Source organism: Dehalococcoidia bacterium, assembly GCA_035528575.1.
Lineage (GTDB): Bacteria > Chloroflexota > Dehalococcoidia > E44-bin15 > E44-bin15 > DATKYK01.
Map to the genome: position 1 here is coordinate 132,863 of DATKYK010000020.1, position 14,320 is coordinate 147,182.

The 14,320-nt window shown below is 57.0% G+C and carries 11 protein-coding genes; 6 read left to right on the plus strand and 5 right to left on the minus strand.

Annotated elements, in window-relative coordinates; genetic code table 11:
• Nucleotides 1–49: 49 nt before the first annotated feature.
• The 4 genes from VMX96_04265 to VMX96_04280 all read right to left on the minus strand — a co-directional run bounded on the left by VMX96_04265 (nt 50) and on the right by VMX96_04280 (nt 8,744).
• On the minus strand, nt 50–1,300 hold the full coding sequence (locus tag VMX96_04265; protein HUU63118.1) for a fibronectin type III domain-containing protein: 1,251 nt from the start codon (nt 1,298–1,300) through the stop codon (nt 50–52).
• A gap of 49 nt (nt 1,301–1,349) precedes the next feature.
• Nucleotides 1,350–2,240 carry a PKD domain-containing protein gene (locus tag VMX96_04270; protein ID HUU63119.1) on the minus strand — a complete coding sequence of 297 codons (891 nt, stop codon included), beginning with the start codon at nt 2,238–2,240 and terminating at the stop codon, nt 1,350–1,352.
• A gap of 115 nt (nt 2,241–2,355) precedes the next feature.
• Entirely contained in the window at nt 2,356–4,074 is a 1,719-nt protein-coding gene (locus VMX96_04275) for a hypothetical protein (GenBank protein HUU63120.1), read from the minus strand.
• Between the two features lie 71 nt (nt 4,075–4,145).
• Complete coding sequence (locus VMX96_04280) at nt 4,146–8,744, minus strand: dockerin type I repeat-containing protein (GenBank protein ID HUU63121.1); 4,599 nt, start codon at nt 8,742–8,744, stop codon at nt 4,146–4,148.
• Between the two features lie 855 nt (nt 8,745–9,599).
• Between VMX96_04280 and VMX96_04285 the strand changes: the two genes are divergently transcribed.
• From VMX96_04285 to VMX96_04310, 6 genes are all read left to right on the plus strand, one after another.
• Nucleotides 9,600–9,926 carry a hypothetical protein gene (locus tag VMX96_04285; GenBank protein ID HUU63122.1) on the plus strand — a complete coding sequence of 109 codons (327 nt, stop codon included), beginning with the start codon at nt 9,600–9,602 and terminating at the stop codon, nt 9,924–9,926.
• Nucleotides 9,927–10,112: 186 nt separating this feature from the next.
• Nucleotides 10,113–10,271 (plus strand): hypothetical protein, encoded by a 159-nt coding sequence (locus VMX96_04290; GenBank protein ID HUU63123.1) that lies wholly within the window; start codon nt 10,113–10,115, stop codon nt 10,269–10,271.
• Nucleotides 10,252–10,602: a hypothetical protein gene (locus tag VMX96_04295; GenBank protein ID HUU63124.1), complete on the plus strand. Its 351-nt coding sequence runs from the start codon at nt 10,252–10,254 to the stop codon at nt 10,600–10,602. The genes VMX96_04290 and VMX96_04295 overlap by 20 nt, the downstream gene beginning before the upstream one ends.
• 192 nt (nt 10,603–10,794) lie before the next feature.
• Entirely contained in the window at nt 10,795–11,151 is a 357-nt protein-coding gene (locus tag VMX96_04300) for a hypothetical protein (protein HUU63125.1), read from the plus strand.
• A gap of 137 nt (nt 11,152–11,288) precedes the next feature.
• Nucleotides 11,289–12,728: a hypothetical protein gene (locus VMX96_04305; GenBank protein HUU63126.1), complete on the plus strand. Its 1,440-nt coding sequence runs from the start codon at nt 11,289–11,291 to the stop codon at nt 12,726–12,728.
• 244 nt (nt 12,729–12,972) lie between these two features.
• Nucleotides 12,973–13,332 (plus strand): hypothetical protein, encoded by a 360-nt coding sequence (locus VMX96_04310; GenBank protein ID HUU63127.1) that lies wholly within the window; start codon nt 12,973–12,975, stop codon nt 13,330–13,332.
• Here VMX96_04310 and VMX96_04315 read toward each other — a convergent pair.
• On the minus strand, nt 13,310–14,128 hold the full coding sequence (locus tag VMX96_04315; protein ID HUU63128.1) for a hypothetical protein: 819 nt from the start codon (nt 14,126–14,128) through the stop codon (nt 13,310–13,312). The two genes, VMX96_04310 and VMX96_04315, sit on opposite strands and share 23 nt — an antisense overlap.
• Nucleotides 14,129–14,320 lie beyond the last annotated feature (192 nt).

Below are 14,320 nucleotides of genomic sequence, written 5' to 3' on the forward strand. Positions count from 1 at the left end.
GCTTTAATTAAGCCCCCATCTGGTATAGCTTTGCTTAAATACTACTTATTTATGGAGCAATCGGTGTGGTGCTGTATCCTACCAGGGTGTCATAGGCCTCCATATAGACGAAGTAGCCCTTGTACGGGAGCATGTCAGGCTCTGAACCATAGTACCACGGATTGAATGTCCAACCGGGCTGATTCAAAGCGGGGCTAACCACGTTACTGAAGCTAAGCTCGCCAAAGTAGAACCCCCCTGTAATCATACATGCCAGGACTTCCATCACTGGCGTATTGGGGAAGCCACCGTCGTAACCCGGCGCCGGCCCGATTAAATTCCATCCAGTGTACAGGCTCCGGATAGGTGGCGCGCTGATGCCATCTTCAGGAACAAAGTAACACTCAGTCCCTCCGGTAGCAACGTTAACGTAGATGCCCTCCAGCGGTTTTAACACGTAGTAGGATGTTACCGCATACCAGTTGTTGCCATAGAAGCGGTAGGCTGCCACCACACCCGTGGGAATAATGTTCCCAAACCTATTTTTATTGCCAGTGCTCTCCAGTTTCACCGGCGTCGACACGATATTCCAGCCCCCGGCGAGGCTCATCCCCGGCACGAGGGTGGTGCCACTGGGGCTGTTGGAGATATCAGACAGCTTGCCGACATCATCCTCAGCCTTCAGGGCAAACCAGTAGGTAGTACCCGGGCTCAGGCCGTTAACAGTGAAGCTCTCCGGCGTACCCGGCGCGCTGGGGGTAGGCTCGCCCGCTACATCGGCCGCCGCTACCCAACCTGCCGGGGTCGATATCTGGGATAAAGCGTAGCGGATATCGTAGGCAGTGCAGGTGCCGGTGCCGTCGGGGTCCTCACCCGGTGCCGTCCAGCTCAGGTTTATGGAATCACTATCCTGGCCAGTCACTGCCAGGTTTGTCACCTTTTTCGGGTTGCAGGGATCAGTAACGAGGTCCAGGTCTACCTCCGGGGCTCCCAGGGTCACGTCAACATCCGGAGTCTCAGTGGCAAGCACCCCATCAACCTTGAAGCTTATTGCCTGTGCGGGGTCAATATCGGCCAATGTCACCGGAACCTCCAGTATAGCTACGCTCAAAGCGCTCGTTATTGCCGACGCTCGAGGGGACGGCTCGGCGCCTACATAGGCATCGACAGTCCTCCCCGCGCCTACAAGTGCACTATTCTCATACACGGTACACCGGTAGAGCGCAGCGGGAAGCTGTGCCTCGGCAGTTAATGGGACTGCTGCCAGAGCCAGAAGGGCCGCTACAAAGATCACAGTCACCAATATTCTGAATTTTCGCATTTCTCTTTCCCTCCTTTCTAAGTTAGCTAACTCATCCTCTTATATCTTATTATATCTGCGGTATCGTCCATGTGCATGCATTCTGCACGATGATGAGGTAGATCTCGCCGTTCTCAAGGCTGGTCAGGATGCTCTCCGGCCACCCCGGCCTAAACCACTCCCAGCTCTGTGCGACCTCATCATAGTACCATACTACTATAAGCTGAGTGGGCTCCGTTAAAGTGGGAAGAGAAACCGTCAAGCAGTCATAGTACCTGGGGAAGATCGCCGCTGTGTCCTGGGTGAGGCCGTGAGGAAAGTCGAGTTCACATTCCGGGTCGATGTGCACATCCGCCGTGTCGGTATCTTCCTGCGCTGCATTATCGGTCACCTTAAGCTCGACGGTGTAGTCTCCTGCCGTGCCCCAGCTATATGTCGGGTTCTGATCGGTGGAGTCATCAAACAGTCCGTCGTAGTCCAGGTCCCAGGCATAGCTATAGGGTGGAACCCCAAGGCTTGCAGAACCATACAGGTTTATAACGTCGCCCTCATAACCGGAGTAGGGACCGCCGGCCTCAGCTACCGGTTGAGTTATGCAGATATCCAGGCGGACCTCCGGGGCTTCCAGCGTCACATCCACCTCCGGCGTCTCACTAGCAGCCCAATGGTTTGCGGTAACCTTGAAGCTTATGGCCTCAGATGAGTCAACCTCGGGCTGGGTCACTGAAACCTCCAGGATACATACACTGCTACCGTCCGTCAATCCCGTAGCCCGTGGAGTTACCCCTGCTCCAACATAGGCTTCCACCAACACACCCGCACCTACAGGCACATCACAGTTATAAACGGTGCAGCGGTAGAGCGCAGGAGGAATCTGCGCCTCTGTAACCAGCGGCACTACCCCTATAGAGAGCAGCGCCACTACTAAAAAAACTACCGCCAGTTTTCGTAGCTTTCTCACTTCCCTTCCACCCCCTTCCTTAATCGATGTATTATTTATGTCTACAATTCAGCTATGCGAGCGTAAACCTAAGGGCCCCGCGTTACATCGGGGGCCCTTAGGTAAAATTATCTGCCTATGGCTGTGGTATATTCCAGGTACAGGCGTCCTGCACGATGACCTGGTATATATTGCCGTTCTCAAGGCTGGTCAGGGTGCTGTCCTGAATCGGCCAACCTGGCACGAAGTACTCCCAGTCCTGTGCGACCTCATCGTAGTACCACACCGAAACTAGATTAGCCGGCTCTGTTGCAGTAGGCAGGCTAACCGTCACGCAGTCATATAACCTGGAGAAAACCGCCGACGGGTCCGTGTTGAGGCCATGGGGGAAGGTCCAGGTACATGGTGCGACGATGCCGATGCAGAAGGTGCAATCGGTCACTGCATCCGGGATTATCGGCTGCGGGTCGCCCGCCGTCCCGTCATTAAGCGACGTCACAGCAATATCCAGATTGCTGCACTCGCCACTACTGCCTACCGCATTCAGCGTCACGGTGGCAAATAAGACTGTACCGGTAGGTCCCGGTGAAACACCTGTGGCCGCTGACATGGTAGTGACACCGCCCACCGTATTGCTAAAAACGGTGCCAAGGTCTCCAGCCGCCACATTGCCGACACTGACAACAGCCGTATTAACTGTAAGCGTTATGGTAGCCGAACCTATGCCCTGCGGGTCATCGGTTGTAATTGTAATGTCTACATCACAACTGCCAGCCTCAAGTACATCTGAACAACAATCAATAGCTACCGTCGTTTCCGTGGGTGTTGGCGTGGGTGTCGGTGTTGGTGTTACCGGCGTTTCGATGCAGAAGGTGCAATCGGTCACTTCACCCGGGGTTATCGGCTGCGGGTCGCCCGCCGTCGCATCGTACACCGATGTCACAGCGATATCCAGATTGCTGCACTCGCCACTACTGCCTACCGCATTCAGCGTCACGGTGGCAAATGTGACTGTACCGGTAGGTCCCGGTGAAGCACCTGTGGCCGCTGACATGGTAGTGACACCGCCCACCGTATTGCTATAAACGGTGCCAAGGTCTCCATCCGCCACATTGCCTACACTGACGACAGCCGTATTAACTGTAAGCGTAATAGTGGCCGAACCTATGCCCTGCGGGTCATCGGTCTCTATTGTAATGTCTACATCACAACTGCCAGCCTCAGGTACATCTGAACAACAATCAATAGCTACCGTGGTTCCCGGTGCCGGTGTTGGCGTGGGTGTTACTATTGGCGTTGGGGTTGGGGTAGGCGTCGGTGTTGGGGTTGCCCCTGAGATGCAGAACTGGCCGTCGGTCACCGGGCTGGCTACTATCGCCTGCGGGTCGCCTGCCGTCGCATCGTACATCGACGTCACGGCAATATCCAGGTTGCTGCACTGGCCAGCACCGCCTACCGCCTGCAGTGTCACTGTAGCAAACAGCAGATCAATACCGATTGGCCCGGGCGAACTCCCTGTGGCCCACGTCATGGTAGTAACACCGCCTGCGGTACTGTAGTAAACGGTGCCTAGAACTCCAGGCGCCACATTGGTCACTGTAACAACAGCCGTATTAACTGTAAGCGTTATGGTGGCTGAGCCTAAGCCCTGCGCATCATCGGTAGATATTACTATTTCGACAGAGTCAGTGCCACCAACGGGTACACTTAAAGCGTCCTCAATAGAAACCGACGTGCCCGGGTCTGCCAGTACCACCGCCGGAGTCGCTGTTAGCATCAAGGCAACCGCCAAGGCCAAAACTACCGCGGATATCTTCCTGATTACCATTGGCACGCCTTCCTTTCTAATTATCATTTTCACCTCCCCTCGGGGTATTGGCAGGAGGCTGTCATGGTAGACAGCCTCCTGCTCTTATCATCCCTTGTTCAGGGAATACACAGTCCCCCGGGGAACGACGGAATCGTCCCCACAAGGTACTGTGCCATCAACTGTAGGTCTGCCGAGTTAACCGTGCCACTGTCGTTAACGTCGGCGGCTTGGTACGGATCGCCGGTCAGCGTTATAGTTCCCACTATATGCTGGGCAATCAGCTGGAGGTCTGCCGAGTTAATGAGGTCGTCGCCGTTGACATCGCCCTCCAGGTCACAGGTAGCGCCGCGGGTGTTGACGTAGAGGCCGGTCTTGTACTCCGGCGAGTAGGCGAAATCGTGGTAGAACTTCACCCTGACCGCACCAGCACCAAGAACCGTACTCGTTGAGTCCTCGGTCAGGAATGAGCTTACCAGGATGTAGTCTCCGTCATCCGCGCTTACCCCTGCGGTGGGATCGGTGATGTCCGGCAGCGCCGGCAGAACAAACTCGGTGTAGTCCCAGGGGAGCGTCTCGATGTTCTTCCATTTCCACAGTTCTATAAGACCGCTCTCATGGAACTTCTCCTCCAGGAGGTTGGTATCGAAGCGGGGCTCCTTGGCCTCGTCCTTCCAGCACTCCTTGGTGGCAGCGACATCCACAATCTTCCGCTCAGCTATGGTGTTCATGTCGTAGGGCAGGAAGCTAATGTCGCCGAAGCCGTCAGGCGCTGCCAACCACGAGAACATTGGTAGAACACCCTCACTACCACAGGTAAGCATTACAAGGGTGTCGTCCGCCAGTGCTCTGTCATCGTTCGTAATGTTGCCCCAGGCCTGTACGCCAGTGGCCCCATCCATGTCCTGATACACAGTACTGTTCCACACGTTATCCGGAAGCTGCACATCGGGCATCGGGCAGGGCTGCGGAGAGTGGGTGTCGCTCATGTCGATGAAGCTGAAGGCGTCCGGTATGTTGACGTCGTCTATCATGTCATGCTGCATGTTGAACGGCGGCAGGAACGGGATGAGGGCCGCGCTCTCACAGGGCCACTCGTAGCAGGGGGGAACGCCCGTCTTTATTATGCTCGGGGAGGCAATGGTGACATCATTTACCTTGGGAAGTCCGTTCCTGATGGTGATGTACTTGAGCCCATAACCTGTTCCCCAGGTACCAGCGTCGCTTGACGGCTCGATGGGCGTGTATAACTTGGCGATCTCGTACTCGGCTGCGTCGACGAAGAAGCTCCCGCTCTCGGTTATCAGGCGGCCGACCACGATGTTGGCCTCGGTAGCAGTAACGCTCCGCAGCTGGCAGTACCAGGGCTCCGTTACCAGGGATAGCTGGCTGGCGCCCTCCACAAATCGCTCGGACTGCGAAGGCGGATATGACGGCGAAGGCTCGCCGGTTGCCGCCGTATCGGCTCTCAGGTCCTCTACGTTGTAGCTGTCCCTGCCGGACGCTAGCGTCCATTCCAGCGGGATATTAAGGGCGGCCGTTAGAGACTGATCGGCCTCGTTGCCGATGTAATAGAGGGTAACCCCGATCGAACCGACCATAATCTGGTCTATCTTTAGGGCGTGGTCCATAAACCGGACCACATCGCCCACCTCGACGTGGAGCATGCCGGTGGAGATGTCGATCCAGTTGGTGCCCTCCGGAATCTGGTTATCCACTGTAACCAGGCCGGGAACGCAACTGTAACCCTCGGTCATGTCTTCTGGCGGCCACAGGGCGTCATCGTCATCCTGATCGCCTGTATCCACCGCGCTTACCGTCTCCAGGAATACCAGGTCGGCAAGGCCATCGCCGTTCACGTCGTAGTCGTCCAGCCCTGGCTGTTCGTTAGAGCTATCAGAGATAGGCAGGACAAACGTGGTGTGGCCGGGTAGCCCCGGCTTCGGGTCGTTCATGGCATCCAGCAGTGTGTAGGTGTACTCCTTGACGATGTCGGGCGACTTTATACAGTCGGCCGGCTGAGGCTGGTACCACACTATGCCGCTGGGCTCGGTGTACTTGGGAACGTACCACTGCCTCAGGTGCACCTTCTCGTTGCCATCGCCATTGCTGACGGTAATGCCCTTGAAGAAGTCGCCGTATATGCCGTTGGCTGCCAGGTCATTGTGGTCCATGTAGGCCGGGTTCCACTGGATGAAGTCCTTTATAGGAGCCTCATCGCTCTGCGGAGCAAACGGCCCCTGGTAATCGGTGTAGGGGAATGCAGCGCTCAGGTTGCACTTGCCGTATACCCTGATGCTTGCCGCATCTATGACCGTCTGGCTATTGCTGTCCTCATCGTTGTATAGCCTGTTGTAGGATGCGTCGTTTACATAGATGTCGGCGCTGTTTATCTTGTCCACATGGGCGTCGTAGACGAACTTCATCCTGACAGCATTCGATGCATTTACCGACCATATATCGGTGGAGTCCTCGGTCATCCACGAGCTTACCAGGATGTAGTCGCCGTCGTCATTGTTCGCCGGGTCGGTGATGTCTGGCTGCTCGGGGAGCTTCATCTCGGTGTAGAGGTAGGGCAGCGTCTCGATGTTCTTCCACTCCCACTCTTCTGGCCCCGGTGTCGGGTTGGGTTCGGTGAATTTCTCCTCCAGCAGGTTGGTGTCGAATCGGGGCTCCTTGTCCTCCTGCTCGAAGCACTCCACGATGGCCGCGACACCGGTGGGGAACTGGCCAGAGTCCTTCCCTATCCACCTGTCATCTATGCTATTCAGCGTGAATGGCAGGAAGCTGTTGTCGCCGTATCCGTCACCTGCTGTGTTGACCCACATGAACACATTATTGCTCATGTTGGCAGAACAGGAGACCATTACAAGGGTGTCATCGTATGTCGGTCTGTCATCGTTTTGAAACTTGCCCCATGATGTATTCCCAGCGACAAATCCGTAGTCGGAGTTTAAGTCACTAGCATCGGCAAGGTTATCGGGAAGCTGCACGTCGGGTATGGGGCAGTGCTGCGGATGCAGGGGGTCGGCCGGGTCGATGAAGGTGAAGGCATCCGGGATGTTGGTGTCGTCGATTATGTCGTGCTGCATGTTGAACGGCGGCAGCATCGGTATCGCCGGGGTATCATAGCAGTCCTCAATCGACTCCTTGGTGATGCTCAGGCCGAGTAGCTGTACATCATCAAACTTGGGAATGGGGTTCCTGATGGTGATGTACTTGAAGGCCTCCGTGTTGTAGCAGTAGTCCAGGGTTACCTTCTGTCCAGCTATCGGAGCTACAGTAAGGGTTACCATACCTGTAGCCGGGTTGATGCTGGCAACTGATGCCCCGGCACCATTCACATAAGCCGATACATCGTTCTTGTCCGGCGCAGCTCCAGCGCCACTGCAGTCAGCGAAGTAAGCCGAAGTTGCTCCAGCATGGTTTGCGATGTCGATAGGGCCGAATACTAGATTACCTGGGTTAGCCTGAACCCCGAGGATCTCACCCTTCACCTCGTTGAGGGTCGATCCCGCAGCGTCCCAAACGGTGTGTAGCATGGCGACATCGTACTCGGCGCCGTCGACGAAGAAGCTCTCGCCCTCGGTTATCAGGCGGCCGACCACTATATAGGCACTGCCGCCGGCGGCACTTGACACCTGCAGGTACCACGGTGACTTGACCAGCTTCAGTTTGCTGGTGCCGCAGATGAACTTGCCCGACTCCGAAGGCGGATTGTTATTGGGATGAGCCGGTGATGGCGCCCCCATGGTGGTCAGGTCCTCAACGGCAACATCAGGCTGGTGCCTGCCCGCGGAGAGCGTCTTGTCCAGCGGAACGATCAAACCGCTGAAAAGGAGTTCATCCGCGGCGTTGCCCGAGTAGTACAGGTCAAGGGTGACGCTGGCAGGGCTGGTGGTGACTGCCGTTATATCCGCCCTGTGGTCCAGGAAGCGGATGGTATCGCCGGCAGATGCAAGGAAGAGGTCCGTGTTGAAATCCACCCACTGTACGTTAATTTGGTTATCTATCCACTGATTCGTTGGCGGCCAGAGACCGTCCTGGTCGGGACACTCCGCAGCCAAGGTATCAGTCATGCCTATGGCCTGTATGAAGGTGAGATCGGCCCCTCTAGACGGATCGCCGGCATCCGGGTAATCCCCGTTCATATCGTAGCTATCAAGCCCGGTCTGTTCCTGATTTTGATCAGCTATGGGGAACACGAACCGCGTCTTGCCGGGGTTCCCAAAAATTGGGTTGTTGCTGGAGGGAGCCAGCAGGAGGTAGGTGTACTCCTTCACCAGGTCGGGAGATTTTACAATCGACTGGTCTGCGAATACCCACCCGGCGGGCTCCTCATACTTGGGAACGTACCACTGCCTCAGGTGAACCTTCTCGTTGGCATCCGCATTATTCGCCTTGATTTCAGTGAAGAAGTTTCCGAATACCCCGTTGGACGCCGAATCCAGGTGGTACATGTATGCCGGGTTCCACTGGATAAAGTCCTTGGGCGGCGCCTCGCTGCTCTGCGGGGCAAACGGCGCCTGGTAATCGGTGTAGGGGAAGGCGGCATCTTCCCCGCACTTCCCGTATATCCGCAGGGTATTGTACTCATCGGGCCCCTGCGCGGACGTGGGAGCCACGGCCACAACAAAAGCACCGCTGAGACTCACTACTAAAGCCAAGGCAAAGACCATGTATACTGCCTTGACATGCCATTTTGGTACTTTACTCATTACTCAACTCCTTTCTCCCTTGAGAGATTCCTATTTATGAGGTAACTCTCATTACTTTTTATCTCCTCTTTGGTCCTCAATCTACATACATCCCCCCTTTCTTTGCGATAATTGGGCTATTATAAACTCCTGCCTGCTGTTTTGTCAAGTGTATAGCACACCGATCGCCTATTTTCAATACCCCGCAATCTTCTTACCCCTTGGTACTTCATCACCTCCGCTATTTATTCTAAAAATAGAAAGGCACCCGCCGATACCTTACCTTCCGGCGGCTGAGCCTTTCGATCTCTCCCTCATGCCGATGATTGCCATCAACAGGATCCGGGGCATGCTCCCATATATCAAAATCCTATATCAACAGCTATAAAAACAAAGCGTTTCTAACTTATATCACAAAGTTTCCGCGTTGTCAATAGCCCAGCACGTAGCGGATGCAAATCTATCACAAATTCGGTGACCTGTCAATACTTTTTGCGATTTCCTTCAAAATTCATACCGACCGCCTGAGCCCCGTCTTTATGGAAAATGCACCGGCCGAGATGCTGAAACAAGTTCAGCATGAAAGTGGGTAGGCTGGCCAAGCCTGTTGCCCAACTTGATCGGGCAATCGGCCAGCCTACCCGGCGGACCGAGGCCACGCGGCGGATATTGGGTATCAGCGGTGTTCTGTCGCGAAACAGATGTAGGGTGGGTAGAGTGCAACGAAACCCACCACATCCGCGACTGCCAGCGGCGCCGGGGTGACAGAATATCCTTGACAGTGGTAGAACATTAGTGCTATTCTGGCTCCGAGTGGGAATATCGCCCCGATAGATCGGGGGATGCTATGCTCGGACCTCAACCCGGCGGCAAATCATGGTTATCGACCAAATCATACTTACCCAGTATATCGTAACTGCCCTAAGCAGCGGGTTCAACGCGGTCTACTTCTCCACCTACCGCTCCCCGCTGCGGAGGAGGCGCACCGGGGCGCTGGCGCTGGCCCTGCTGAGCCTGGCGATTCTCATCGAAAGCCTCTACTTCACCTGCTTTTCCCTTTCCTATATATATAATGGAAAGGAGTTTTTAAGCGGCTTACTACTCGACCCCGGTCTCTGGCTGGGGGTGCGGCTGCTCCTGTGCCTGTGCTCGCTTTTGGTAAGCGCCCTTATACTGCGACGCCTGCTGAACAGAAGAAGGTAGGGTTTTCACCAGCCTCAAGGCGCGAAGCGGTCCTTTCTCCGTATGCCGGGATAGAGCGAGGAGGCCGATTCAAAATGTTAACAGGGCAGGGCGGGTGTCCGGGGTTAGGCTGGCCGATTGCCCGATCAAGTTGGGCAACAGGCTTGGCCAGCCTAACCCCCCGGAAAAGAGAAAAAGGAGGGGAGGATGATGACTCTGGCAAGGGCGATCGCTACCAGAAAGTGGAAGCTGGCGGCGCTGTGCCTGCTCATCGGCCTCGTGGAGGAGCTTTCCCGCATCCCCGCCGATTCCATAGAAGGGGTCCTCGACCTGCTCGAGGGTGAAGATGGCGAAAAGGCAGGGTAGGAAAAGCGCTGCCGGCGGCAAGAAGGCAAACGGTGGGTTTTACGCCCGGGCGCTCAGCGAGGCCGAGCGGGTGCTTATCGCCGAGGCAAGGGGGGTGGAGGGGCTGGATGAGGAGATCGCCCTGCTGCGGGTGAAGCTCTCCACCGCCCTGGCGGAGCACCCGGACAACATGCCGCTTATGCTCCGCGGGGTGGAGCTGCTGGTGAAGGCGGTGGGAGCCGAGTACCGCCTCTCAAGGAAATCGCAGGACAACCTTGCCGCAGCCATCGACGGCGTTCTCAAGGAGCTGGGCGGCGCCCTCTTCTCCGACATCTCCCCCCCTTCGTCCTAGTGGGTAGGCTGGCCGACGTCGGCCAGCCTACCCACTAGGACGTGGGGATTGCCGAGCAATGACAGTTTAGGGCCCGCAGCGCATCATGACAGGAGGATAATACCCCAGTGTCATCATCCGGCTGTTTTTCAAGGTCATCATCCGGCTGTTTTTCAAGGTCATCATCCGGCTTGACCGGATGATCCAGGAAGCATGATGAGCCATTTTCTGGATTGCCCGATCAAGTCGGGCAATGACAGGGGACAGCTTGCGACCCACCACGACAGGGGGTGGCCCGCGACGGGAAATGAGGGTCAAGAAATGGAGGGTGACAGCTCGAAGAGACTGGAAAGAAGCATCGGCGAGCTTTTCCTTAAAATAGGGGGCAAGCGCCGCCTCGGCCGACATGTCGGCCCGGAAATGTCGCCGGGGTGCCCCTTCGGGGCGCTTCTGGAGGAGAGACTGCGCAACATGGAGCGCGAGCTCGGTGAGCTTAAAGGGCGAATCAACGGCCTCATCTTCCTCCTCATCGCCCTGGTGCTGGCAGAGATCGTCGTGCGCCTCATCTGAACACCTTATCTTGGTAGCGGGTAGGCTGTCCCCTAGGGTAGGCTGGCCGACGTCGGCCAGCTTACCCATGGCAATCGGCCAGCCTACCCTAGGGGCAAACCGTTAAAAACAAATATGCAGTCGGAGAGGACGAAAAATTGATCAAGGAGCGGCTGAGACCCTATCAGGTAGCGGTGGGCAGGGCGATCCTGGATAGCGTGCTCAACCACCGGGGGCTTACATTCTCGGTGGAGATGGCGCGGCAGGGGGGCAAGAACGAGCTCTCAGCCCAGCTAGAGGTGCTGCTGCTCACCCTTTTCATGGCAAAGGGTGGAAACCTGGTCAAGTGCTCCCCCACCTTCAAGCCGCAGACGGTGAACAGCATGATACGGCTCAAGGAGCGCCTGAGCGACGCCGGCTACAGCGGCTTCTGGGTCCCCGAGCTGGGCTACATGCTGCGGCTGGGGGCGGCTCGAGAGATATTCTTCAGCGCCGACAATGCCAGCCACGTGGTTGGGGCAACCGCCCATATCCTGCTGGAGGTGGACGAGAGCCAGGATGTATCCAGGGAAAAATATTCCAAGGAGTTTCGCCCCATGGGCTCGGCTACCAACGTGACCACGGTGCACTATGGGACCACCTGGGACGACTCCACCCTGCTGGAGGAGGTGAAGCAGACCAATCTGGAGCTGGAGAGAAGGGACGGCCTAAAGCGGCACTTCCGCTACGACTGGCAGGAGGTCGCCAATTACAATCCCGACTACCGGCGCTACGTCGAGGCGGAGAAGGAGAGGCTGGGGGAGAGCCACCCCCTGTTCCAGACCCAGTACGCCCTCAAGCCGATACGGGGCGGGGGCGGCTTCCTCAGCCCCGAGCAGCGTGCCCAGCTCCAGGGGGCTCATCAGCGTCTGCGTCACCCCGGAGGGGTTGTGGATGCCGTCCGACGGAGATCGGACTCCGATATTTCACTCGGAGGGGGAGCTCGTAAGTATGTTGCCGGGGTCGACCTGGCGGGTGAGGCCGAGGAAGGCGAGGACGCCATGCTGCGCGCCATGAAGCCGCGGCAGGACTCCACCGTGGTCACCATCGGGGAGCTGGACTTTTCCCCCGACGTATCGGGGCTCCCCCAGCCCGGGGTGAACATCGTGGAGCACTACCGCTGGACCGGCAGACCCCACACCGACCTCTACCCGCAGCTCGTGGACCTGCTGAAGAACGTCTGGGGCTGCCGGCGGGTGGTGGTGGACGCCACCGGGGTGGGCGCCGGTGTGGCGGCCTTCCTCGAGAAGGCCCTGGGGCGTCCGGTGGTTACCCCCTTCACCTTCACCCAGCAGAGCAAGTCCCGGCTGGGCTTTGCCCTGCTGGCGGCGATTAACTCGGGAAGGGTCAAGATGTATGCCGCAGATGGCTCCGAGGAGTACCGCGAGTTCTGGCACGAGATGGAGAGGGCCAAGAGCTTCTTCCGCCCCAGCCAGACCATGAACTTCTATGTCGACCCCGCCGAGGGGCACGACGACTTCCTCATGAGCCTGTCGCTTCTCATCGAGGCAGCAGGGTACAGGCCGAGGAGCGCCCGCGGCCGCCCTGTGTCATCCTGAGAATCTCCTTGAGCGCCGCAGACCGCCCCTGTCGTTGCCCGACTTGATCGGGCAATCCAGAAAATGGCTCAGCATGCTTCCTGGATCATCCGGTCAAGCCGGATGATGACACTGGGGTATTATCCTCCTGTCACCCTAGCACCGCAGGCCGTCGCCCCACGTCGTCATGCTGAACTTGTTTCAGCATCCCCTGTTTCACGGCAGAACAACGCTGAGATTGCCACGTCGCCCGAGGCTCCTCGCAATGACGGTCGTGTTGCGCACCGCGGACCGCCCCTGTCGTTGCCCGACTTGTCCGACAGCGATCGGACTCCGATGTTTTGCCCGGAGATCGGGCAATCCAGAAAATGGCTCAGCATGCTTCCTGGATCATCCGGTCAAGCCTGATGATGACCTTGAAAAACAGCCGGATGATGACACCGGGGCATTATCCTCCTGTCACTGGGCGCTGCGGACTCTAAACTGTCATTGCGATCCTGATGTATCGGGGGTGGCTATCTCAGGGCGGGCGGGAAAGAGAGAGCCCCGCCATCTAGGGCGGGGCTCTACGTTATGCCTGATTGCCTTCGCTTACGGCACATTCACTGGCTCTTGCCTGCGCTGATGACCCGCCTCCTTCTCAACGACCAAACAAGGAAGGCAGCGAAAAGCACCGCTATCCCAATCCCCAGGGCAATTGATATAACCGTAGAGGCTTCATCAGAAGGCTCGCCAGGGGTCGCGGCCAGCTCCAACGGGCCAACCGGCTCTACAATCCCGCCAACCGGATACCCCACAGTGACGTCCTCATCCGGCTCCGGGTCTTCTCCCGGTGGAGTGTTGAGGTCTTGGCCTGTGGGACCCTCATCATCTATCGGACCGAAGTTATCGCCACTGGCGAAGGCGTTGGCATCATAGGTGCCAGGGGGAATACCGGGAAGCACATTCGCTGTAAACGGGATAAGAACACCACCGCCGCCCGGAATGTCCCAGTAGCTCCAGAGCGGTGACGTATCACCCGGTGTCGGTTCAGTAGAGTGGCGTGTAGCACCACCCCATTCTATTACAGTACCAGTGCTGGCATAGGTGAAAAAGGCGGGCAGTTCCGCCCAGATAGAGACATTTATCGCACCGTCCAAAAGGTCCACACCTGGTGGTAAATTGCCTAACCCGTCTGTAAGCGGGCCCAAGTTGCTTACATTGATCGTGTATTGCACCTGACCCCCTGGCGTCACAGTGGGCGTCAGCACGTCCATGTCGATGGTCATCTGGAGAATCTCACCGTTATACGGAGGGCTATCCGATTTAGTAATATCGCCAGGATCCGCCAGTGCGGCATTGAGGCTCAGCAGCGGGACTGCCAGAGCCACTGTCAGCACGGTCGCTATTGCTAGCGGTGTAAGCCATTTCTTTGTACCCATGTTCACCCCTTACTTCCCTTTCGGCTTTGGCTACCCCTTTAATATAACGGGCTCTGACTAAAAACTGCCCCCATCCGCGTATCCAACACTAAGAAAGCCATTATATACCACGCTAATACAGGCGTTGTCAAGCACTATTGTGGCTCCCTGCAGCCAGTTAACTCGATAGACCCCAAAATGTCATCGCGTGGC